This window comes from Vicinamibacterales bacterium (genome assembly GCA_036504215.1).
Lineage (GTDB): Bacteria > Acidobacteriota > Vicinamibacteria > Vicinamibacterales > Fen-181 > FEN-299.
The window spans coordinates 37,749-59,689 of the sequence record DASXVO010000018.1 but is presented as its reverse complement, the minus strand read 5'-3'; the positions used below and the strand labels follow the sequence as shown (position 1 = coordinate 59,689).

Annotated in this window: 18 protein-coding genes; 11 read left to right on the top strand and 7 right to left on the bottom strand. The window is 68.3% G+C overall.

All coding sequences use genetic code 11. The features are described from left to right. Positions 1 to 10: 10 nt before the first annotated feature. The 3 genes from VGK32_04465 to VGK32_04455 all read right to left on the bottom strand — a co-directional run bounded on the left by VGK32_04465 (position 11) and on the right by VGK32_04455 (position 3,640). Positions 11 to 1,633 (bottom strand): glycosyltransferase family 39 protein, encoded by a 1,623-nt coding sequence (locus tag VGK32_04465; GenBank protein HEY3380996.1) that lies wholly within the window; start codon positions 1,631 to 1,633, stop codon positions 11 to 13. Positions 1,634 to 1,760: 127 nt separating this feature from the next. After that, on the bottom strand, positions 1,761 to 2,639 hold the full coding sequence (locus VGK32_04460) for an ATP-binding cassette domain-containing protein (protein HEY3380995.1): 879 nt from the start codon (positions 2,637 to 2,639) through the stop codon (positions 1,761 to 1,763). Positions 2,640 to 2,647: 8 nt separating this feature from the next. Further along, a complete protein-coding gene (locus VGK32_04455) occupies positions 2,648 to 3,640 on the bottom strand; it encodes an ABC transporter ATP-binding protein (protein HEY3380994.1) in 993 nt (330 codons plus the stop codon). Positions 3,641 to 3,805: 165 nt separating this feature from the next. Here VGK32_04455 and VGK32_04450 point away from each other — a divergent pair, with 165 nt between their 5' ends. Together VGK32_04450 and VGK32_04445 are read left to right on the top strand one after the other, a co-directional pair. Then, positions 3,806 to 4,171, top strand: coding sequence for a PadR family transcriptional regulator (locus tag VGK32_04450; GenBank protein HEY3380993.1), 366 nt, complete (start codon positions 3,806 to 3,808; stop codon positions 4,169 to 4,171). Then, positions 4,168 to 6,807, top strand: a complete 2,640-nt coding sequence (locus tag VGK32_04445) for an ABC transporter permease (protein HEY3380992.1) — start codon at positions 4,168 to 4,170, stop codon at positions 6,805 to 6,807. Before VGK32_04450 ends, VGK32_04445 begins: the two co-directional genes overlap by 4 nt. Before the next feature lie 99 nt (positions 6,808 to 6,906). Here the strand turns inward: VGK32_04445 and VGK32_04440 are convergent, their stop codons facing one another. The 4 genes from VGK32_04440 to VGK32_04425 form a co-directional block, all read right to left on the bottom strand. Continuing rightward, positions 6,907 to 7,533: an NPCBM/NEW2 domain-containing protein gene (locus VGK32_04440; protein ID HEY3380991.1), complete on the bottom strand. Its 627-nt coding sequence runs from the start codon at positions 7,531 to 7,533 to the stop codon at positions 6,907 to 6,909. 437 nt (positions 7,534 to 7,970) lie between these two features. Then, positions 7,971 to 9,338 (bottom strand): permease prefix domain 1-containing protein, encoded by a 1,368-nt coding sequence (locus tag VGK32_04435; GenBank protein ID HEY3380990.1) that lies wholly within the window; start codon positions 9,336 to 9,338, stop codon positions 7,971 to 7,973. Next, the gene (locus VGK32_04430) at positions 9,335 to 9,673 is read right to left on the bottom strand and encodes a helix-turn-helix transcriptional regulator (GenBank protein HEY3380989.1); all 339 of its coding nucleotides are present in this window, start codon (positions 9,671 to 9,673) and stop codon (positions 9,335 to 9,337) included. The genes VGK32_04435 and VGK32_04430 overlap by 4 nt, the downstream gene beginning before the upstream one ends. Positions 9,674 to 9,953: 280 nt before the next feature. Beyond that, positions 9,954 to 10,217, bottom strand: coding sequence for a hypothetical protein (locus VGK32_04425; GenBank protein HEY3380988.1), 264 nt, complete (start codon positions 10,215 to 10,217; stop codon positions 9,954 to 9,956). 49 nt (positions 10,218 to 10,266) lie between these two features. Between VGK32_04425 and VGK32_04420 the strand changes: the two genes are divergently transcribed. From VGK32_04420 to VGK32_04380, 9 genes are all read left to right on the top strand, one after another. Next, entirely contained in the window at positions 10,267 to 11,238 is a 972-nt protein-coding gene (locus VGK32_04420) for an MBL fold metallo-hydrolase (protein HEY3380987.1), read from the top strand. Between the two features lie 119 nt (positions 11,239 to 11,357). Next, positions 11,358 to 12,044: a hypothetical protein gene (locus VGK32_04415; protein HEY3380986.1), complete on the top strand. Its 687-nt coding sequence runs from the start codon at positions 11,358 to 11,360 to the stop codon at positions 12,042 to 12,044. 13 nt (positions 12,045 to 12,057) lie between these two features. Further along, a complete protein-coding gene (locus VGK32_04410) occupies positions 12,058 to 12,420 on the top strand; it encodes a hypothetical protein (GenBank protein HEY3380985.1) in 363 nt (120 codons plus the stop codon). 197 nt (positions 12,421 to 12,617) lie between these two features. Beyond that, positions 12,618 to 13,934 (top strand): DUF1572 family protein, encoded by a 1,317-nt coding sequence (locus VGK32_04405; GenBank protein HEY3380984.1) that lies wholly within the window; start codon positions 12,618 to 12,620, stop codon positions 13,932 to 13,934. 113 nt (positions 13,935 to 14,047) lie between these two features. Continuing rightward, the gene (locus tag VGK32_04400; GenBank protein ID HEY3380983.1) at positions 14,048 to 14,425 is read left to right on the top strand and encodes a cupin domain-containing protein; all 378 of its coding nucleotides are present in this window, start codon (positions 14,048 to 14,050) and stop codon (positions 14,423 to 14,425) included. A gap of 282 nt (positions 14,426 to 14,707) precedes the next feature. Beyond that, positions 14,708 to 17,326, top strand: coding sequence for a hypothetical protein (locus tag VGK32_04395; protein HEY3380982.1), 2,619 nt, complete (start codon positions 14,708 to 14,710; stop codon positions 17,324 to 17,326). Then, positions 17,323 to 18,582 carry a VWA domain-containing protein gene (locus VGK32_04390; GenBank protein HEY3380981.1) on the top strand — a complete coding sequence of 420 codons (1,260 nt, stop codon included), beginning with the start codon at positions 17,323 to 17,325 and terminating at the stop codon, positions 18,580 to 18,582. The genes VGK32_04395 and VGK32_04390 overlap by 4 nt, the downstream gene beginning before the upstream one ends. Then, on the top strand, positions 18,579 to 21,374 hold the full coding sequence (locus VGK32_04385; protein ID HEY3380980.1) for a VWA domain-containing protein: 2,796 nt from the start codon (positions 18,579 to 18,581) through the stop codon (positions 21,372 to 21,374). Before VGK32_04390 ends, VGK32_04385 begins: the two co-directional genes overlap by 4 nt. Before the next feature lie 207 nt (positions 21,375 to 21,581). Next, a complete protein-coding gene (locus VGK32_04380) occupies positions 21,582 to 21,896 on the top strand; it encodes a hypothetical protein (GenBank protein HEY3380979.1) in 315 nt (104 codons plus the stop codon). Positions 21,897 to 21,941: the final 45 nt, after the last annotated feature.

Below are 21,941 nucleotides of genomic sequence, written 5' to 3'. Positions count from 1 at the left end.
CAGTCTCCGATCAATCGCGGCGCAGGTAGATGTACACGTCCGGACCCGGCCGGACGACGGCGGCCAGGTTGGCGAAGGGCAGGTACCACGCGTCCTGCTGGTCGTAGATGCCCTCCAGGGCCGCGCCGCGGGCGCGGGCAGCGAAGACCCGGGTCAGGACGTAGCGACTCTCGAGGAGTGGAAGCAGGGCATCAGGAACACGGCTGTAGACGACGAGGGGTGAGTCCAGGCGCACCACGGCGTCAGGAAGCCGCGTCGGATCGCCGCCAACCACGAACCGGTCGCGCCGTTCGTCGAATGACGCGGTCCGGTACCGGTCCGCGGGCACGGGCTGCACGTGACCGTAGAAGATGCCCGTCTGGTACACGCTCATCCCGGCCGGGACGTGCGTGTCGAGCCAGCGTGCGGCTTGGACGCGCGTGTCGGTCAGGCTCGCGATCCGATCGAAACGAATCGCCTCGGCAGCCGTGGGAGCGGCAAGCGCCGCCACCAGGGTTGCACCACAGAACGCGGCCGCCGGCCGGTTCCTGAAGCGCCGTTCGATTCGAGTTGCCGCGCCACCGACAAACGCTCCAGCGGCCAAGCACAGGAACGGCAGGATCGGTACCATGTTGCGCGCGTAGAGCAACTGCCCCATGCCCATCGAGGCGTAGTAGACCGCAGGAAACGCCAGCACGAGCAACGCCCGCCGCCAACGCTCGACGAACAGCCAGGCCGCTCCGGCGAGGGAGGCGAGGAATAGCGGCCAGCCGAGTCCGTGCGGCAGCGTGAAGGTCGGATAGTAGGACCACCCGCGCGCACCTCCGAGCACCGACCGCGCAGGGCCGATGATCGAGCCGTTCTGGATGCCGGCAAAGATCCGACGCTGCTCGGAGAACTGGGCGATGAAGCCGGCGCGGTCGAGAACGGCGAACGGCGTCGTCAGCACGAAGGCCAGTCCGGCGCAGGCGCCGCACAGCAGGAGCAGCGCGAGTTCCCGCTGGGTCGGCCAGCGGCGCGACTCGAGGGCATCGGCCAGGATGGCCAGCCCCGCGGGCGCCGCCACGAGGACCGCGTTGTATTTGGTGGACGCGGCCAGACCGCAGAGCAACCCCATGACCGCCGCCCGGGAGACCGTTGCGCCCCGACCCGCGCACCGCGCCGCTGCCCAGAACGCACACATGCAGGCCAGCGCGACCGGCACGTCGGTCGTCCCGAAGTGCGCGTCTCGAACGTGGAGGTAGGCCACGGCGAGAAAAGCCGAGGCGGCAAGACTTACGCGGGTAGAGAAGAGTTCGCGCGCGGCGGCGTAGACGACGGCCACCGTCGCAACGCCTGCTGCGGCAGACAACGTCCGCGGCACGAGGTGGAGGAGCGACGGATCCGCCACGGCGTGGGCGGCATAGCTCGCGGCGCTGACGCTCGTGGCCCCGAGCGCGAAGACGAGCGTGTACGCCGCGGCGGCCAGGTAGATGAAGAGGCTCGGATAGAGGAAGAAGTGCGGGTTGGGGTCGCCGCCCACGACAACCAGCGCGGCGTGGATGATCTTCTCCTCGTCCGGACGCGCGAGGTCGTTCGGCAGGCCGAACTGCAAGCCCCAGAAGCGCAACACGGCGGCCACGACCAGCACGACCGCCACCAGAATTCGGTGCATTCCCGTGGTCAGAAGTCATCCCTCCGGTTCGTGACGCTCTCGACACCGCGCCCGGGGTTCAACGGTCAGGCCGCGGCTCCCGAGACCGAGGTCCGGGATCGTCGGTCGGGGCCGTCAGGCCTGCTCTTCAGATCGCCGCCGCATGTCCCGGCCCCACTTCTCTGAGCGGTGCCTGCAGATCCACCCCTGAGGGATCCCACTCAATCCGGGCCGGCCGCACGTCCGGATCCGGCACCGGAATCGCCGACAGCAACGCCCGCGTGTAGGGATGCGCCGGATCGCGGAACAGCGCGGCGGTCTCACCCATTTCCAGGATTCGTCCCCGGTACATCACCGCGACCCGGTTGCAGATGTGCTCGACGAGCCGGAGGTCGTGGGCGATGAACAAGTAGGTGAGGTGCAGCCGCGCCTGGAGATCCATGAGCAGGTTGATGACCTGCGCCTGCACCGACACGTCGAGTGCGGAGACTGGTTCGTCCGCGACGACGAGAGAGGGATTGAGCGCGAGGGCGCGGGCGAGCCCGATGCGCTGACGCTGGCCGCCGCTGAATTCGTGCGGGTAGCGATCGAGGTGCGACGGGTCGAGGCCCACGAGGTGGAACAACTCGGCCACCCGCTCGCGCCGTTCCGCGCGCGTGCCCAGCTTGTGGATGATCAGCGGTTCCTCGACGATCGACCGGACCCGCATCCGCGGGTTGAGCGACGAGTAGGGATCCTGAAAGACGATCTGCATCTCGCGGCGCGTCCGCCGCAGGTCTCTACGGGAGAGTGCGAGCACGTCCCGGTCCTGGAACCGCACGGCGCCAGACGTCGGCTCGATCAACCGAAGGACACAGCGTCCGGTCGTCGTCTTGCCGCTGCCCGATTCGCCCACCAGCCCGAACGTCTCGCCGGCCTCGACGGTGAAGCTCACACGATCGACGGCCCGGACGATGCCCGCCCGACTCCACAGCCCGCGGCTGCGGCTGAACTCCTTCACGAGGTCACGAACATCGAGCAAGGGCATGGGCGGGCTCACGGGGCGTAATACGTTGCGCCACTGCGCCTGATACAGCGAACCGCGTGGTCGGGGCCGATGTCGCTCGACACCGGAGGCGCCTCCTCGCAGGCTGGGATTCGATCGGCGCACCGCGGCGCAAACGCGCATCCGGGAGGCAACCGATCGAGCGGCGGCACGGTTCCCTCGATGGCGGTCAGTCGCTGACCGGTCGTCGGGCGCGGGATCGACGCGAGCAACGCCCTTGTGTACGGGTGCGCGGGCGACCGAAATATCGTCCTGACCGGGCCCTGTTCCACGAGGCGCCCCGCATACATGACGGCCACGCGGTCGGCCATGCCGGCGATGACGCCGAGATCGTGGGTGATGAGCAGGAGCGACAGGTCGAATGCGGCGCGCATCTCGCGGAGCAAATCGAGGATTTGCGCCTGGATGGTCACGTCCAGCGCGGTCGTCGGCTCGTCGGCAATCACGAGCGACGGCCGGCAGGAGAGCGCCATGGCAATCAGGACGCGCTGGCGCATGCCCCCTGACAGTTGATGCGGATAGTCGCGCACCCTTCGCTCCGGATCCGGCACGCGCACGGCCTCGAGCAGCTCGACGGCGCGTCGCCTGGCCCCGGCCCGGGTTGCACGCCCGTGCACGAGCATGGCCTCGGCGATCTGATCGCCGATGGTGAAGACCGGGTTCAGCGCCGTCATTGGTTCCTGGAAGATCAGGGCGATGCGCGCCCCCCGCACCGTGCGCATCTCGCGTTCGGCCAGGTCCATCAGGTTGCGGCCCTCGAAGACGATCTTCCCCGACGCGATCCGGCCCGGAGGCTGGACGAGCCGGAGAATCGAGAGGGCCGTGACCGACTTCCCGCTGCCCGACTCCCCGACCAGACCGAGCGTCTCGCCCTTGCGCACTTCGAAGCTCACGTCGTCCACGGCGCGAAGCGGGCGGCCGTCCACATCGAAGACGGTGGTGAGGCGATCGACGGCGAGCAGCGGCGATGGCGCTGAGGTCATGGCACTACAGGTGGGGACAATTCTACCCGCCTTCGCGGCTACGCCGCTACGGCGGGGCAGGCCCGCGGACTCGGCGACGCTGCTACGGCGGGGCAGGCCGGCAGACTCGGCGACGCTGCCCCCAGTAGCCATCCTGCAGCCATGGGTGTAGGATGGCTACATCCTATGACCAAGGCCGGTCGCTACCAGAACCGCATCGAGCTGCTCCAGGGCACGCTCGACTTCCTCATCCTCCAGACGCTCCAGTGGGGACGTCAACATGGCTATGGCATCAGCCAGGCCATCCGGATCAACTCCGGTGACGTCCTGGGCGTGGAGACCGGCTCGCTGTACCCGGCTCTGCACCGGCTCGAGCGCCGCGGCTGGATTGCCGCGGAGTGGCGAGTCTCCGACAACAACCAGCGCGTCAGGACCTACGGCCTGACCGTGGCCGGCAAGAAGCAGTTGGCGACCGAGCGATCCCGCTGGACGCAACTCACCGAGGCCGTCGCCGGCATCATGGACCCGACCAGGCGAGCGAGCGAAGCATGACGCCCCTGTTCCGGCGTCGTCGCCGAGACGATGAGCTCGACGAGGAGATGCGGACGCACCTGCAGATGGCGACGCGCGAGCGGATCGAGCGCGGTGAGTCGCCCGAGAAGGCGGCTGCGGCCGCGCGGCGCGAGTTCGGCAACGTCGATCTCGTCCGGGAGGTGACCCGCGATATGTGGGGATGGCGCTGGCTCGATCAGTTCAAGCGCGACGTGCGCCATGCCTTGCGGACGATGCGTCGGAGCCCGGGATACACGGCCATCGTGATCGTGACGCTGGCGCTGGGCATCGGCGCCAACACGGCGATCTTCACGATCGTGAACGCCGTGCTCCTCGAACCGCTGCCTTTCCGAGATCCGGACCGGCTCGTCATGATGTGGGAGGAGACCGCCCGGCGGCCCGGCAAGCCAAACACCGTGGGACCCGCCAATTTCCTCCGCTGGCGCGACCGGGCAACCGCCTTCGAGCAGATGGCCGCGCTCTACGACACGCGCATGAGCCTCGCGGGTGTTGGCGAGGCCGAGGAACTGGTGGTCCAGGTCGTCACGCCAGAGTTCTTCCCGACGCTCGGCGTCGGACCCGCTCTCGGCCGGGTCTTCGCGCGAGGTGAAGGGGCCGACCAGACGCCCGCGCCGGATCGGGTGACGATCCTCAGCCATCAACTCTGGCTACGGCGGTTCGGTGGCAGCGCAGCTGTGGTCGGGCGCGCCATTCGGCTCGGCGGCCGTCTGGCGACCGTGGTCGGCGTGATGCCGCCCGATGCCCGCCTCTTCGTCCCGGCCGGTTCGCTGGTCGGCAAGCCCCCCGATGCCTGGTTGCCCTTCCAGTTCGCTGAAGAACAGCGGAAGCCGAGCGGTCGGTATCTGACAGCCGTCGGCCGACTGAAGGGCGGTGTCCCGCTCGAGCAGGCCCAGTCGCAGATGGACACGATCGCCTCGGGCCTGAGGGCCGAGTGGCCCGATTTCGACACGGGCTGGACGGCGCGGCTCGTCCCGCTCCACACGGAACTCGCGGGCGACATTCGCCCGGCGCTGCTCGTCCTGCTCGGCGCGGTGGCCTTCGTCCTGCTGATTGCCTGCGCCAACGTGGCCAACCTCCTGCTCGCGCGCGGCGCAGCCCGCCACCGGGAATTCGCCATCAGGACGGCGCTCGGCGCGGGCCGCGGGCAGATGGTGCGTCAGTTGCTCACCGAGACGCTGGTGCTGGCGCTCCTCGGCGCAGCCGGCGGGCTCGTCGTCGCCCGATGGGGGACGGCGTTTCTCGTCGCGCTCAGCCCGGTCGACCTCGTCGGTCTCGGCCGGGTTCGCATCAACCTGACCGTCCTGGGCTTCACGGCCGCAGCCTGTATCGCCACGGTCGCGATCTGCGGCTTCGCGCCGGCGATCGACGCCGCACGGTCGTACGGGCGGGGCGCGCTCGGAACCGGCGCCAGGCAGGCTGGATCGACGAGAGAGAACCGCCGTCTGCGTCACCTGTTCGTCGTCGCGGAGGTGGCGCTCGCGGTCGTCGTGCTCGTCGGAGCCATCCTGCTGATCCGCAGTTTCTGGACACTGAGCGGCGTCGAGCCGGGATTCGACCAGAAGGACGTCGTCACGATGCGCGTATCGCTGCCCTCTTCGAAGTACGGGGAGGCCGGCCAACGCCTGCGGTTCTTCCAGTCTGCGGTCGATCGGGCGTCCGCCCTGCCCGGTGTGCGCGCCGCAGGCGTGGTCAGCTTCCTGCCGTTTGCCGGACTCGGGGCCGCCACGAACTTCACCATCGAAGGGCGGCCGGCGCCGCCGCCGGGACAGGACCTCGTCACCGAGGTCCGTGTGTGCGACAACGGGTACTTCGAAGCGATGCGAATCCCACTCCTCCGCGGACGACTGTTCGAGCACCGCGAGATGCAGGAGGCGTCGAACGTCGTCATTATCAACAGCGCACTCGCCAGACAGTACTTCCCAGGCGAGGATCCGCTCGGGAAACGGCTGGTCATCAACATGACCGATCCCCTGGTACCGACCAGGATCGTCGGCGTGGCGGGTGATGTGAGACAGGCCGATCTGGCGACCGAGATTCGTCCGATGGCGTACTGGCCGCATCCGCAACTGCCCTACAGCGCAATGACGCTCACCGTGCGAACCGCCGGCGAACCGCTGACGATCGCGCCGATGGTCGAGCACGAGGTTCGCGTGCTCGACCCCGATCAGCCCGTGTCGGATGTCCGGAGCATGGAGCAGTGGATCGCGCGCTCGCTGCAGCGTGCGCGGTTCACGTGGATGATCCTCACGGTGTTTGCGGGGCTGGCGCTCTTCCTGACCTCCATTGGCATCTACGGGGTGATGTCGTACTCGGTCAGACAGCGGGCCGCGGAGATGGGCGTCCGCCTGGCGCTCGGCGCCCATGGCCGGCAGATCGTGAGAATGGTCGTGGGCACGGGGCTCCAGTTGACCGTCAGCGGTCTGGCCGTCGGCGCACCGCTGGCCCTCGTCCTCACGCAGGCGATCGACGCGCTCCTGTTCGGGGTCACGCCGACCGACCCGGTGGCGCTGACCTCGGCCATTGGCGTGGTCGGTACCGTGGCGCTTGCCGCGAGCTACATCCCGGCTCGACGAGCCGCCCGCACGAATCCCGTTGAGGTACTGCGCCAGGAGTGAGCCGGAGACACTCGACCGCCAGGCGGGTCGTGATGGACTGGCAGCCCTGCTCATCTTTGCGACTTCGCGGGACTGCGACGCGGCCTGCCCGACGACGCCTCATCGCGTGTTCACTGGACCGTTCAGCCGGGCGCCGATCCAGCCCGCCTGCGCGCCCATGCGCATGCTTGTGCCCTCGGTTCCGCGGTCGCCGGCTGGTGTCCTGCCAACGGCCGTTGCGCGCAGCACGAGTCGCTTGACGCCCGCGATGCTCACACGAACCGGAATCGGCGTGCTCCCCTTGCTCAATGAGTCGCTCGCCCACAGCTCTCGTCCATCGCCGATGACCACGAAGCGCAGGCTGCCTTCGAAACCGTCATCGACTGCCGCCTCTGCGACGACGCCGTTGTACAACCCCTTCACGTCGTACTCGACGTCGTTTCCCGCACGCGCCGGAACGACCGCTTCGTAGCGCTTGCCCGCGGCCAAGAGCGCGCCGCCACCCATCGCCTCGCGGCCGACGTCCGTCGCCGCTTTCGTCTCGAGCGACGCCAGATGATCCGGCGCATGCGCTTCCTCCAATGCAATCGGACGGGTGCGAACCGAAGGCCCCGCCATTCTGGTGGAAGCCGCTTCGCCAGGCACTTCGTCTCGCTTTGGCCGGGACTCGCTCGGCATCCCCGCGAATGTCTCGGTCGGGCGCTCCGCGGGCCGCGCGTCGAGATCAGGGAAGAGCGCATCAGGCATGCGCGACACAGTAGTGCGAAAGGGATCCGCGCGCGAGGTGTAGAACGCCTGCCGGATGGTCGTGGGCGACTCCTGCCTGGAGATACACCCTCAGCGGCTGTCACGAAGATCCTCTTCGTGAGGCGCAGCCTTCGCCTCGAAGCGCGCCGGATTTGCGGCCCCGCGACGACGAGGCTGGCGTCACTCAAACAGGTTGATTGGCGAGACAGAGACCGCGATAGACGCGTCCGTGCACGAACCCACACTCACCGATAGCGCGGGATCAGGCGGCTTCGTGTTCGGCCGTTCGTCGTGAGAGCCTGCAACAAGATCCTGGCCGGCGCGAACCACTCGAGGTCGTCGCCCGACTCGTTCGACTCGCACGTGTCCTCAGCCCATCCCAGGACACTGGGCAACAGGTCAGGACTATCCCCCAATGCTCTGCCCGTGGGGGTGCATCAACGGTAGCCGAACAGGGGCGGGAACAGGACAACCACCAGCGCCGCCCATGCGCAGTACACGGGCAGATACGTGATCTGCCATCGCTCCAGTGCGGCAAACGAACCCCGGCGACGCAGGAAGCGGGCATAGAGCCACGCCGACCACGCCAGGTTGACGAGCAGAATGAGATTCTCGCCAAGAGCCGCCACTCGGTTGGGAGTGAAGCCAAACTCGGAGATGCGGGCTGCGATCGCCGCGAGCGCCACCCCATCGACCACGAGTGCGCTGACCACGAGCAGCAGCTGCAAGCCGTCGAAGAGGTCGGGCGGTGCCTGCGGGTCGCGCGCAGACGCGGCGTAGAGCACCAGCCCGACGACCACCGCCAGCAGCAGATCGAAGCCGATCAGTACCTCCCGCTTTACGTTGATGGGGCTGCCTGTCCACGCCATCGTCGCCAGAAACGCCAGTAGCAGCACGGTGAACAGCGGCGCGAACAGCCTGGTCAGCACCGGTGCCATGTTCTCGATGACACTCTGTTTCGCCTCCACGAGCCAGGACCCGATGATGACGGCCCCCGCCGCCCCGCACGGGATCAGCCAGCCCCCGACGAACCACCCGGCGTTCATCTCGATGGCCTTGAACATCGTCATCGTAAAGCCGGTGAGGACGCCCCCACCGAGCGCGATGAGCACGTAGTAGATCGCCAGCTCGCCCGAGAACCGGACGAAGTTCATGCGTCCACCGTCGGCGAACCAGCGGCCTCGGACGTACGCGAAGCCCACGGCCATCCAGAGGGCGATTGGCAGGTGCAGACTGGTCAGCACCTCAGTGTGACTGCCCTTGGGGAAGGGGAAGACGTTGGCGAAAACAGCACCGGCCGCGAAGGGCAGCGCGAGCCAGAGGCCGCCCGCAACGCTCAACCCACGCTTCCACACGAAGTAGATCGTCAGCAGCGGCAAGACGAACAGACTGGCGTTGCGGAAGTAGAACGGTTCTCCACCACTGTCGATCCGAAGACCGAACAGCGCCGGCACCTTGACGGCCAACGCCGCGGCGACGGCGAGACTCAGGACGACGAGCGTCTCGGCGTATGAGGCGTTCGCCGGCTCATCATCGCCGGGCGCGATGACCAACTGCTTCCACAGCCGCTCGGAATGCGCGCGCGCGAACTCGCGTGACAGCGCATCGAGGCTGCCCATGCGCTTGACCGCGATCAGGAACGCTTCATCTCCTGCCAGGCCGGCGTCGGTGAGCGCCACCAGCTGGTCGCGCAGATGTCCCTCGAGCTCCTCCACGTCGGGACCGTGAACGGCCTGCCGGCGGCGTAAGTACTCCCGCCACTGCGCGATTTGTTCCTCGATCGGTTGATCGGAGAAGGTCGTCATACCGTGCACACCTGCATCCAGATACCCCGCAGGGTACCGTCCACGGCCTTCCACTGCTGCCGCTGGGCGGCGAGCTGCGCTCGGCCTTCTCTAGTGATTCGGTAGTACTTGCGCCTGCGGCCGTTCTCGGGCGCGGACCACTTCGCCGCGACATGACCTTGGCGCTCGAGCCGGTGCAGCACCGGATAGAGCATGCCGTCGGTCCACTGCAGGTGGCCGCCTGACAACTCGGCCACCCGCTTGATGATGGCGTAGCCGTAACTGTCGCCTTCGGCAAGGATGGCGAGCACGAGCGGCGTGGCGGAAGCAGCAACCAGGTCCTTGCTCACGTTCATACGTAGAAGTCTTATACATTGTTGTTCTATGTATGTCAACAGTCCAGGCTCTGACGCGTATCGCCGATCCCGGCTCCGTCACTGGGCTGGTCGCGAAATCGGGTCAGGAGCCGATCGGTGTCCCTGCCGAGCATTCCATCTGCCTCGATGGACCGAGACCAGCAGCTTCGTCCAGCTGCGGCCCACGACTGCAGGCGCGGTGGAGTGGCGTCTCCGCGCAGGATCGGCACGCCCATCGTGGTGAAGAAGTCCTCGCTCACCCGCAGGCGGCGAACCTGCATCATCCCCGCAGGCGCCGGCGGGCCGTCGACAGAGGCCGTGAAGCTCCCAGACGAGCCGCCCCGCGGGCGGGCAGAAGACCCGAGAAATTGGCGCACGCAACCAGCGGGACGAGGCCAACGGCCGACCCCATCGCGCCGTCCGCCACAAACGCCTCCCCCGCTGCCACGACGGCGGCATCGTGCGGGGGGTAGAAGCCGAGGACATCGGCCTGCGCGGCACCCTGCGCCCGCAGGCACAGGAACGCCGGGAGGTGGAACGGCAACTGGACCCCGCACGGTGCGACTGCAGCGGCGCGGGCTATAATCGCGCCGATGGTGCACCGCCGATCGCGTCTCGTCCTGGCGTACGTGGCCGTGTGGGGCCTGCTGGCCCTTCCCGGTGCGCCGATCGCGGGGCAGGCCGCGCGCGACGAGCCCCTGAGGCCTGGGTGGTGCCGGCAGTTGCCGCGTCCGGGCTACGCGTCGCTCGCGCGCGTGCCGTCTGCCGACCCCTGGTTCGAGGTCTACCGCATTCGCCCCGGCGTCTTCGCCATCTACGAACCGCGCCAGTGGGAAGAGGTCATCTCGTACGTCATCGTCGGCACGAGGCAGGCGCTGCTGTTCGACACCGGGATCGGCGTCGGGAACATGCACGAGGTCGTGTCCCGCCTGACGAGCCTGCCGGTCACCGTGCTGAACTCCCACACGCACTTCGACCACGTGGGGGGCAACGCCGACTTTCCCCGGATCCTGAACGTGGACGTGGACTACGCGCGAAAGAACGCGGCCGGCGCCACCAACGACTACGCCGCCTGGGATGCGCTCGCGCCCGAGCGGCTGTGCGGGCCGCTGCCCGCCGGCGTGACCCGCGCGTCCTACCGGATCAGGCCGTGGCGCGCGACGGGAACCGTCCGCGAGGGGCAGCGCCTCGACCTGGGCGGCCGCGAACTCGAAGTCCTGATGACGCCCGGGCACACGCCTGATTCGCTCTGCCTGCTCGACCGGGCGAACCGGCTGCTCTTCACAGGCGACACGTTCTACCTGGGTCCGATCTACCTCTACATCCCGGAGACCAACGTCCGCGCCTATTCCGCGTCCGTGGCGCGGCTTGCCGCCCTCGTGCCGACACTCGACCTGCTGCTCCCGGCGCACAACCTCCCGGTCGCCGATCCGAAGTACCTGACGCGGCTCGACGATGCGCTGCGCGACGTGGCGGCGCGCCGGGTGAAGGCCGTCCCAACCGACGGCTACCTCGAATACCGCTTCGACGGCTTTTCGCTCCTGATGTCGGCCCGCGTCAAGTAGTGACCGTGGTCCTTGCACGCTGTTTGCGACACGAGGACAATTGGAGCGCCCCGGCAAGACCACGACGAGCGCGCGGTGTCCGGCCTGCGGGTCGCGGCACCTAACTCTTCAGGTTCACTATGCCCATCCTCTACATCGTCGTCTGGATGCTGCTGATTGTCATCGTCGGCGGTGCGCTGGTCCGAAGGCAGCGGCGCAGGGCCGACGCGGGAGTCAGGCAATTGGCGGCCGCCCTGGGGTTCGAGCTCCTGGAAGGGATGGAAGCGGTCGACCGGACAATTCCAACGACACTGCGCCAGGCCGCACGCGAGGCGCGCGAGAAGATTCCTGCCGGTCTGCGCAAGTGGGCCGAACTGCCGGCAAAGGGAGCCCTGTGCATCGCCGGCACGGCCGATGGTGTCGAGGTCACCATCTACCCCGACTCTCGCGGTTCGGGAAAGACCAACACGAAGTACACGGTGGTCCGGGCCGACTACCCGAAGCCGCTGCCGTTCGACTTGCGCATCGGCTCGGAGGGTGTGTTCACACGCATGGGCAAGGCGCTGTTCGGTTTTCGCGACGTCGAGATCGGTGACGAGGAATTCGACCGGGCGGCCCGCGTCAAGGCGGCCGACGAGGCCGGCGCCAAGGTCGTCCTCGGCAAACCCGGTGCGAGAGACGCCGTACTCGGGTTGCTGGCAACGTCGGCCTATGCCACGGGCGCGTACGCGCAGTGGGAGGAGCAGGGCCGGCACTTCGACCCGGGGAAGACGCGGGAGCGCATGGCCGCGGTTGTGGCTGTCGCGCGAACGCTCGGCGGGGATTGAGGGAGGAAGACGAGTGGACCAATTCACGCAGGCACCGGTCAAGCCAACCATCGCGCTTGGTGATGTTCAGAAGCTCGATGTCAGAGTCGGCACGATCGTCACGATCGACGAAGTCCCGACGTCGAACAAGCTCCTCAGGCTCACGGTGGACTTCGGCGACCACCAGCGCACGATCCTCGCCGGCATGAAGCTGGAACGCGCCAATCCGCAGGAGATCGTCGGGCTGCAAGCGCTCTTCGTCGTCAACCTCGAGCCCAAGCGCATGGCGGGCGAGGTCTCGCAAGGCATGCTGTTCGATATCGGGTTCGCGGACGGCATCACCCCAGTCCTGGCCACACCGGAGCGAGCGGTTCCCAACGGCACCCGGGCTGGCTGACCCCGGTTCGAATCGACCGCGCGTCCGTAGCGCACGCTCATCCTGCGGCTCGGGCTTGCGCCGGACGCGGCGATCGGTTCTGATCATCACTTGCACCTCTCTCACTCGAACGTACCGGCCGCGAGTCACCCGATTGACTCGCCGAGCACCAGCGCTCCCGCCCGCACTCGCGAGGAGGAAGCGCGAAAGGGCAAGCCATGACCACCGAGCAGCACGTTCTCGACGATGCGCTCCTGCAGTTGCGGAAGCTCAAGGCGCAGGCCGACAAGGCGATCGCACAGGTTGACGATGGCCACCTGTTCGCCACGCTGGACGCCGAGACGAACAGCATCGCGCTCATCATGAAGCACCTGGCCGGGAACATGCGCTCCCGGTGGACGGACTTTCTCACGTCGGACGGCGAGAAGCCGGACCGCGAACGAGACAACGAGTTCGTCAACCAGCCGGGCGAGACGCGCGCCGCCATCACGGCCGCGTGGGAGGACGGCTGGACGCGCGTCTTCGACGCGATCACTTCGCTCGCGCCGGGAGACCTGCAGCAGACCGTGCGAATTCGGGGTGAGGCGCACTCGGTGCTCCAGGCAGTCAACCGGCAGTTGACGCACTATGCGGCTCACGTGGGCCAGATCGTTCTGCTGGCGAAGCACTATGCCGGACCGCGGTGGCAGACGCTGAGCATTCCGCGACGGAAGTCGAACGAGTTCGACGGCTCGACGCCCGGCGGTCGCCATCGTCTTCACGGCAGCCCCGCCGAGGGGCCGCCTCCAGACGAGGGCGTGTGGCAGCACTTCCTGCGTTTCCTACAGACGGCTCCCCCGCTGCCCGGGCCCGAGGAGATGCTCAAGCACTACGGGCAGGCGCTTTCGGCCGAGGGCCTGGCACAGGGCGACGTGCAGCGGCGGATTGGCGGGCTGCTCGCGCAGATGCGGCGCCGCTCCGAGGCCTGGCCGCTGCTGTTCGACCGAATCTACGCAAGCGGTGCGCCCAATGTCACCGGGCAGGCAAACGCCCTGCTGATGGCGGTGGCTGCATCACGTGCACCTGGGCGCGCGCTGGAAGTGGCGGTCGGTCACGGCCGCAACGCGGTGGCGCTGGCGGCCGCCGGGTGGGACGTGACGGGCATCGACGTGTCCGAGGAGGGACTCGCCGTCGCGCGGGCGAACGCGGAGCGGAATGGCGTTCAGTTGACGCTCTGCCGCGAGTCGGACGAGGGATTCGATTTTGGCGAGCACGCCTGGGACCTGATCGCGGTGATCTACGGTCCAGTCGCCATCACGGATCCTGCCTATGCCGGACGGCTGCATCGCGCGGTAAAGCCCGGCGGCCTCGTGGTGGTCGAGAGTTTCGCATCCGACAGCGCCGCACCCCGCCGTCGGCCGGTGGACATCGACCCGGCCGACCTCCGGCGCGCCTTCGATGCCTTTCGTCTCGTTCGATTCGAAGACGCCGAGGGGATGTCGGACTGGGACCCGCAGCCGACGCGGCTCGTCCGGATGGTGGCGGAGAAGCGGTAGCGACGGGACGACCCGAACGCTGCCTTTTGCTGCGGTGGCGCCGACGTTGCCCTCGGGGGCCGCTTGCTGGCACTCTGTTCTGGGCATGCGCGCGCCTGCAGGAGGACAGCCAGATGGCCGACCCGGCACAGTACCCGTACAAGACGTTCCTCAACGTCTACTATCAGCCGCTCGAAACCGTGGACGTGCAGAAACTGGTCGAAGCCTGCACGGACTCCTGGTACAACCAGACGCTGACCCGCGTGAACGATGCCGTCGTGCGGCTTGGCGTCCTCCACGGCGAGTATCACTGGCACAAGCACGACCACGAGGACGAGTTCTTCTACGTCGTCGAAGGTCGCCTCATCGTGGACCTCGAAGCCAGGTCCGTCGAACTCCTCCCCCGCCAGGGCATCACCGTGCCGCGCGGCGTGATGCACCGGACGCGTGCGCCCGAACGAAGCGTGATCCTGATGGTTGAGGCGGCGGGTGTCGTTCCGACGGGCGACTGAGGAGCCGCCTGCAGCAACTCGCGACAAGGTCGTTGGCGCCCCTCGTCAGGCGCCCGATCTCTCCCGACAGAGCTGTTCCACGAGCACGGAGAGGGAGGTCTCCGGGTTGCGCCTGGCTGCCGCCGGCGGCGTCGGGCAGAGTCACACGTCCCACATCAAGGGAAGATGAAGGAAAGATCGAAGACCAAATCCCCTCGAGAAGCGAGCCAGCCACCTTGACACTCCGCCGATCCCCACATAGCATGCGGCTACATCCGGCCTGTAAGGTCCCCGGTCCTCATCATGCTCGTGGCCCGCGCGGTCTGTTGCACGATCCTCATGCTGCCGGTCGTCTGGTCGGGCGGCTCGCCTGCGGACGCGGCGACGACAGACCGGCGTGTACCCGAGTGGGCCACCGTGCGGTTCGCCGGCTCGGTCGAAGCGCTGGCACGCCTGGCCGGATTCGACGCGCACGTCGAGCCGGCTCGGGTGCCGCTCGAACTGGTCCGAGTGCTCCACGGCGAGTTGCCTCAGGACGCTCCCTCGATCTCGCGTCGGGACGGGCTGCTCGCCTACCTTGGTGCGACCGCTCGCGCACAGGCGTCGACCGATATCGCGGACGACTTGCCGCTTCCGCTCACTCCCGCGATCTGGCGGGACATCATCCTGCAAGAACAGGTCAGCGAAGAGCACCTGCTGTCGGTGGTTCTCCTCGATCGGGCAGCCAGCCTCGTCTACTACGGCCTTGCGGCGCTCGACGCGGACACATTGCAGTTCATCGGCCGCAGCCGCGATCTTCTCCTGTTGGTCGACCGTGTCACGCCCGGTGCCTTCGCAGCCACCGCACCGGGCCTCCGCGTTTCGGCGGGCCGCGTGCTGGTGCCGGGCGGCCAGATCGCCGAGCCGTGGTGGGCGGCGCTGGTGGGGGCGAAACCGGACGACCCAGCGTCGTTCATCCGCCACCTCCTCACGCGCGACGCCGGCCGGCTGGCGGCCTTCTACACGACGATTGCGCAACTGAACGGCCCGCGCCTCCAGTTCGCGCTCGGTCTTCCGAATTCCGACTCGAAAAGCGGGATCAAGCACCTGCGAGAGCTCTACAATACCGCGACGACGGTCGACCCCGCGTGGTCGCTCGAAATCGGCCCCTTCTCGCGCCGCTCGGGCGACCTGCGGCTGCTGCTGTCACTCGTGGAGGTGACGCCGCAGGGACGGCTGTCTCCGCCTTCGGCCAGGCGGTTCTGGGAGGACGTGTTCGGCGAGAACCTGTCGACAGACGCCGGCGCCGGCGACGACGCGGTTGTCGATGCCGCGACGCTGGCACGCGTCGTCCTCGCTCACGAACCGCGGGTGCGTCGGCTGCGGTCCCATGCCGTCTGCTTCGCGCAGCGCCTCTTCGGCAACGCGGCGTCGGACGGATCGTCGGTCCTCCGAGCCGTCCGCAGCTACGCCCGTTTCGAAGCGCTGCACCTGACGCTCGAGCGCATCGGCGTCGTTCGGGCCGGGACTTACGTGGCGGCCGCCCGAAGGGCCGAGGCCATGTCGGCGATCGGCGACGACAAGCGGCTGGTCGTTGCGCTGTCGCAGTTCCAGGGGGCACTGGCGGTCATCGATCGGTGCTCGTTCCATGGAGTGCTCGATCACGCGGATGCTGTGAGCCTCGTCGAGTCGCTGATCGGACTGCCCTTCGAACCCGGCAAGGGATTCGGCCCGAGCGTCGCCGACTGGATCGTCACGCGCCTGCTGCCGCCGCTCCGGGAGACCGTCGGCATCGGCGCGCCGGAATCGGCCGAGGACGTCGTGCTCCACGCGCTTGCCGGCGCACGTTCAGCCGACGCGCGGGCGATGACAATCGTGCGGTGGGAGGACCAGACCTACCGAATCGATCCAGCGAGTGCCGAGTTGTCTCGGTTGCTGAAGGTTCGCGAGAAGCTCACGGGGCCGCGGCTGGACGACGGCCTCGGACTCCGGGCAAAAGCGCCCGACGACGGGCTGCTGGCCGGCGCCCTTCGCTCGCTGGCCTATGCCGCGCACATCGGCGACCCGGAGAACAATACCCTCCTCGGGCCGAACCCCGCCGATGATCACGACTTTCGCCTGCAGGGCCTGGCCGTCGGTCCGCAGGCTCCCGCCTGGACCCTTCCGGCCGAGCGCGTCGGCGGCGGCGCGCCGTGGCATCTCGAGGGATCGCTCTTGTGTCTCGACGTCGCGCTCGCCAGGTTCTCGCTCAAGCGGCTGTCGACCGAGCAGCCGCTCAGCGCGCGGCAGGTGATCCGACGCGACGAGCAGGCATTCGCCCTCACGGCGGTAAATGTCCGTCCGGCCGCCCACCTCGACGTGGATCGAGACCGCGTCATCGGCTACATCGAGCGCGGCCGGCAGCGCATCCGCGCGCTCACCGGTCCATCGCACTGGCTGGCGCTGGCTGAAACGGCGCGTCTCGATCCCCGGAGGCAGAACGCGCTCGCGTGGCTGGCCGGCCGTCAACGAGACGGCCTGACGGACCGGCTGACTCTGACCGAGTTGTTGTGGGTCGGCCTCGACGCGGGCGACCTCGTTCCAGATGCGTGGGGCGTGTGCAGACACGGTCTGGACGGTTCGTTGGCCGTCCGCTTTCCGTTGGACCCGCCCGCCGATGGCTACGGCCGCCTGTCTGCCGCGCCAACACTGCCGGCCGCCCTGCCGGACCTCACCCTGCGTCTCGCGGAACTGACCGCGCAGCTTCGTGTCCCAGCGTCGGTTGTCGCGCTGCTGTTGCCGGCGGCGACCCAGGACCTGGTGGAATTGGCGCGGCCGGCGTACCCGGACGACTGGCTGGCCTTCCCGCACGCCGCACGGATGCTTGCCTACGAGCGATACATCGACCAGGTGGCGGCGCTGACGGCCACCGGGGGCCCGCTGGTCCCGGACACGCGCCAATGAACAACGAGGGTCTTCGTTCCGCCGCCCGCCGTTCTGCGCCGAATCCGCTGGCGGCGAGGTCCGTGTGCCGCCGTGCGGCGGCAGGCCGTCGGCCGCTCGGTTGGCGGCTGCATCTGCGGGGCGCGGCGCTTGCGGTGCTGGCGCTGACCGCGTTGGTCGTGGCGCAGTCGGGTGAACCCTCCGTCAAGATCGTCTACCCGCCGGCGGGAAGTTACGTGAGCGGCATTCTCACCGTGCGCGTGGAAGTGAGGAACCCGCCCGCGGGACCCGTGCGCGTGGCGATCTACGCCGACGGCAAGCTGATCTGCTCGCTCGACCGACCGCCGTGGGAGTGCGCGTGGGATGCGGGTGACGCCGTGTCCGAACACCAGATTCGCGCGGTGGCGACGGTGGCGGGCGGCCAGCGTCTGGTGGCCACGATCCGCACGACTGACGCCGGGTACACCGAGCGCACCGATGTCGACGCGGTGCAGGTGACCGTGAGCGTGACCGACGAAAGCGGTGCGAGCGTGTCCGGCTTGCACCAGAACCAGTTCCGCATCTACGAAGACGACGTGCCGCAGAAGATCGAGTACTTCGCGGCGGGCAACGCCGCGCTCGAAGTTGCGGCGGCGCTCGACGTGAGCGGCAGCATGACACCGTCCATGTTGCAGCTGAAGCGATCAGTGACGGCGTTCCTCGGCGCGCTGCGTCCCGAGGACAAGGTGACGCTGCTGGCGTTCAACGACAACATCTTCGCGCTGACACGCGCCTCGACCGACCCGACGGTGCGCCAGAAGGCGGTGGATCGCCTCGCGGCGTGGGGCGGCACCGCGCTCTACGACGTCACGGTGAAGGCGGTGGACATGCTCGGCCGCCAGCGCGGTCGCCGCGCACTCGTCATCTTCACCGACGGCGAGGACACGGCCAGCAGGACGACGCTGCCATTCGTCGAGCGGCGCCTGGAGCGCAGTGACGCCGTGCTGTTCACGATAGGCCAGGGCCGTGGGACGAGGGACCTGGCGCTGCGGGAGATTCTCGAGCGCCTGGCGCGAAAGAGCGGCGGCCGGGCGTTCTTCACAGAAGACATCGACCGCTTGAGCGATGCGTTCAACAGCATCCTCGACGAACTCGCGCACCAGTACCTGCTCAGCTATACGCCGCCGTCCACCAGACACGACGGGGTCTGGCGCCGCATCAAGGTGCAGGTGACCGACAAGAGCTACACGGTGCGGGCGCGCGAGGGGTATCGAGCGGCTTCGGGGAGCACCCGATGAACATGACGGCCACGTGCGGCGTGGTGCTATCGATGGTGGTCGTCTGCAGCGGTGCGATGGGGGCGCAGCAGCAGGCGACCTTCAAGGCGGGCGTCGACCTGGTGGTTGTCGACGTCAACGCCGTGGACGGGCGGGGCCATCCCATCGAAGGCCTGCAGGTGGGCGAATTCACCATCATGGTGGACGGCAAGCCGCGGCGGGTCGTGTCGGCCACCTATGTGTCGTACGCCCGTCCGGCGCCCAAGAGCGTGCAGGCAGAAGCAGCCGCGCCCCCTGCGCGTCCGTTGTTCAGCTCCAACACGACGACCGAGGCGCCAGGTCGCCTGGTGTTGATTCTCGTCGACGAGGGCAACATCAGGTCTGGCAGCGGTCAGGCGGTCATCCGCGCGGCGAGCCGGTTCGTCGACCAATTGCTGCCAACCGATCGCGTGGCCATTGCCAGCATCCCCATGGGGATCCGCGTGGACGTCACCGCCAACCGGGCGGTAATCCGTGAGGCGCTCACGCGGATGGTCGGCCGGTTGACGCCATACCGTCCGCAGCGGCACGTCGCGCTCGGCGAGGCGTTCGAGATCAGGGCCGGCCAATCCGACGTGCTCGAGCGCGTCGTGACCCGCGAGTGCTCGAGCGAGCCCGACGCGGCCGCGAAGATGGCCTGCCGCACCATGATCGAGAGCGACGCGCCGATCATGGTCCAGGAGGCCAAGGAGCGGACGCGACGATCGCTGGCTGCGATCAAGGACATCCTCCGCGGCCTCCGGCGCATCGACGGTCCGAAGACGGTATTGCTGATCTCCGAGTCCATTCCCCTCGACGACCGGGGCGAGATGCTGAGCGAGATCACCGACGTCGCCGCCGAGGCATCGACCGCGCGCGCCACCGTCTACGGCCTTCGGGTCGACAATCCTGGCGTGGATCTCTCCGACGCCAGCCGATCGCTGACTTCGTCGTTTCCCGGTTCGGCGGACTCGGATCGGCAGATCCTCTCAGCGGGCTTCGAGACGCTCGTCGCCGCGAGCCGAGGCACCATCTTCACCGTCGTCGGACAGGGTGACACCATCTACTCGCGGATCGCGCTCGAGATGTCGGGTTACTACCTGCTCGGTTTCGAGGCCGAGGGCAACGACCGCGACGGCACGGCGCACCGAATCGACGTGAAGCTCGGACGCAAGGATGTCAGCCTGCGCGCGAGGCGACAGTTCGTGTTCACCGCGGAGACGGACGAGACCGATGAAGCCGCGATCGCGCGGACCCTCGGCTCGCCATTCGCGGCAAGCGATTTGCCCGTCAGCATCACCACCTTCGTGGTACGCGACCCGAAGGGGTCCAAGCCGCGGCTGATCATCGGCGCGGACATCGACAAGGATCGCGCGGAGGGCTCTCCGGTTGCGGTTGGCGTCGCCGTGATGGATCGTAAGGGACGCGTGGTCCGCAGCTTCCTGGAGAAGAGCATCATCGCGCCTCGGCACGTTCCGGGGCCGCTCGCCTACATGGGGGCGGTGGACGTGGAACCGGGCGAATACGTGGTCAAGCTGGCGGCGCGGGACAAGACCGGGCGCCGGGGGAGCGTCGAGCACGCGGTCAACGCCGCGGTGGCCAGAGTGGGCCCGCTCGAGGTCAGCGACCTGCTGATCGCCGACGAGCGAACCGGCGAGGCTGGCAAGTGGAATCCCAATGTCGATGGCGGGATCGCGACGCCGGAGTTCATCGGCTACCTCGAGATCTACTCGTCCGACCGTGCGGCGCTCGGCAAAGCGCGGGTGACGATGGAGGTGAGCGAGGAGGATCAAGGGCCGGCCGTGTTCAGCGTGGCACTGCCGTGTGAAGCTGGAGAAGGCCGACGCGTGGCGAGCGGACTCATCCGAATCGATCTGCTTCCGCCCGGCCGGTACTTCGCGCACGCCATCGTGTCGGCCGGAGATCGGGCGACGACCAGGCAGTCCCGGCCGTTCGAGGTGTTGGCGTCGGCCTCGAAGCTCGGCACCGCGCGGGCGGAAGTCGCGCGCGCGATCCCGTTTTCCGATACGGCACGTTCCTTCCAGCCCCAGCAGGTGCTCGCGCCAGAGGTGCTGGCCCCGTTCCTCGACCGCCTCCTCGGGCCATCGGGCGGGAAGTCGCTGCCGTCCGGGGTTCGTGAGGCGATCGACCAGGCTCGGCGCGGTGCGTTCGACGCAGTCCTGCAGAGCCTGCCCGCAGGACAGGACCAACTGGCCGTCACCTTCCTGCGCGGCCTGGCGCTGCTGTCGCGGCGCGACCTCGAGCGGGCGGCGGGTGAGTTCCGGGCGTCGCTGCGGAACTCGGTGGACTTCTTTCCCGCAGCCCTCTACCTTGGGGCGTGCTACGCGGCCGGACGCCGCGACCGCGAAGCGATCGGCGCGTGGCAAACGACGCTCGCGGGAGAGAACGACCTGCCGCTCGCGTACCTCATGCTGTTCGACGCGCTCGTTCGGGTGAACGACTGGGAACAGGCGCGGGACATCGCGCGCGAGGCGGCGGGGCACTGGCCCGAGGATGCCGCGGTTCAGCGGCGGTCGATTGCGGCATGGTCGATGACGGGGCAGCACGCCGAGGCACTTGCCGGCGTGCGGTCGTATCTTGAGAAACACGGCGGCGACCACGAGGCGCTGTTCCTGGCGATGCGGTTGGTGGTGCAGGCCCGGGGCGCCCAGGGAGGCGGCTCGATCGACGCCGCGCAGTTCGCCCGGTATGCCGAGATGTATGCCGCGGCCAAGGGGCCGGAACAGGTGCTGGTCTCGCTCTGGGCGCGGCACGTCGCCCGTCACTCCGGTTGATCGCGGAAGACCGGGCGCCTGCTGTCATTCCTGCTGTCAGTTCCTTGACACCCGGCCGGACGGCCCGTAGAATGCGTCGACGATCGTTCTCATTGTTCCGACAACGCAGATCCGCGGATGGGGTACCGATCGAACGCGGACGCTCAGCGCCCGTCCATTCGACCGGCGGCGGCCAGCGGCAGGAGGTAAGCGGCTGTGGATGAAGCTGTGAACCGGTACGCTCGCGAGCTCATCGACGCCATCAACGCCGCGGTCGGTCGTGATCCTGAAGTGCAGGCCTGCCGGGAACGGGCACGCGCGGCCGGATTCGAGATGAAGGTGTCACTCGAGGCTGCGGTCGGATTCGTGGACAGTAATCAGCCGGTCGCCCATGGGCGGACAACGACCGCCGTGCCGCCGTCCCGGCGTCTGATGCCCGCCGCCCACGTGTACGAAATCACCGCGGCGGATCGCCGGTTCCTGCGGTCGCTCAGGATCGCGGCGAGCGAACCCACCGGCGAGCTCAACCTGGGAGGGGACTAGCGGACGGGGATCGGGGCTCGTTCCCCTGACCCCCGATCCCTGACC